The following is a 1,500-nucleotide window of genomic DNA, read 5'->3' on the forward strand; positions in this document are numbered from 1 at the left end:
CACCACTACCTCCTTCGCCGCGGGGTGGAGCAGCCCGGTAGCTCGTCAGGCTCATAACCTGAAGGTCACAGGTTCAAATCCTGTCCCCGCACCCAAAACTTAAATGGCCTCCCTCGGGAGGCCATTTTTGTTTTCAGCTCGAGCGCTTGAGCTCCTGACCCGCTCTTGAGATTCCAAGTCGTTTGCCCGCGGTGACCGCGGCCGGGCGCGCGTTCCCTTGCGAACCTGTGCGGACACGGGCTAGCGTCGATCACTATGCCGTCCGATGGGCCTGTCGGCCATCGACCGCGCCTCGATCGTCGCACGCGCATGCCGCCGAATCGCCATCCCCGTCTGCTCGGACCTGGTCGAGAAGGGGAGCACCCCTTCGGACGGTCGTTTCGAGATCCAGAGCGTTCGTGCTTGGGAGATCCCAGCGACCAAATCGCGTCCGCTTCACACAATCAGCGCGCACCGGATGCGATTCGTTTTCGCGACCGGCGTCTTTCGGGGGGGGGGGGGCTGAATTTCGAACCCGTCATCTCGGCGTCGCCGCATCACGTGATGCTCGAAAGTCCCCACCAGGGCCCGCAGCCTCAAGATCAATCTGCAGCATTGGCCCGGCAGGACTGACGACGACCCATCCGATTCTTGGGCGCCGCTCCGCGTCTTGCCTGCGTGAGAAGCCGATTCTCTTCCCCTGATCCGATATGACGACGCCGCGATCGCGAACTGGCCGCCGTCGCCGTCGCTTTCAGAGAATCAACGGACGACCTGGCGAGCGCGCCGGGGGCGGCAGGACCTCGTCGGGGCGCTCGCGGCATGTGAAGGGGAGGGGGGCTTGGCCTGGTCTGTGCAAGGCGCGATGTCGATCCGACCTTTCAGGTTCCGCGGATGGCCGGCGTAGGTGACCGAACGACACAAGCCGGCGCGCTGAAGTCCAGCTGACGGAGCGGAATTCAACCGGAGAGGGGTTGTCATCGCGGCGTCACACGCCTATATCCGCCCCTCGCTCGGAAACGCGATCGCGGCCGCAGGGCAGGAACCGCAAGGCTCTTGCTTTCTTCGATCAGTTTCGTTAGTTTCCGCGCTCCAATCGACTCGGTTATGGATCCAGGCGGGCAGCCTCGGCAGCCCATGGATCTCTTTTTGCCTCTCCGTCGTGGCCTCGGCCGCCCGGAAAGATAGAAGACGAAGCGGTTGACTCCGGAGTGGCGTCTCAATAGAAGCGCTGCTCCTCACTGAAAGCGGAGAGTTCGATAAGAACTCGAGGGTTCAGTAGGGTGTTTGGCTTTGATGCTTTGCTGAGGTTCAGTAAACTTCGAAGTTGACGCCGGGCTCTTCCTTCATTAGAAGGCGCGGCTCCGGGGGATTATCTAGAGGGTTCGCAAGAATTCGAAGGTGATCTTCCTCTAGTCATCTGAGGTTTCTTGGAAATCTTTGCTTGACTGGATTGGTGGTTTTCTTTAGAGAGCTGCCACGGTTTACTGGGAATGGCTTTGGTTGTTTCTGGTGGATTGG

The 1,500-nt window shown here is 60.7% G+C and carries 1 tRNA gene; it reads left to right on the plus strand.

Going from position 1 to position 1,500, the window contains the following annotated elements:
* Positions 1–18: 18 nt before the first annotated feature.
* A tRNA-Met gene (locus tag ASD47_RS22590) sits at positions 19–95 on the plus strand.
* The last annotated feature ends 1,405 nt before the right edge of the window (positions 96–1,500 follow it).

It is taken from the genome of Caulobacter sp. Root1472, assembly GCF_001426985.1.
In the GTDB taxonomy this organism is placed as follows: Bacteria; Pseudomonadota; Alphaproteobacteria; order Caulobacterales; family Caulobacteraceae; genus Caulobacter; species Caulobacter rhizosphaerae.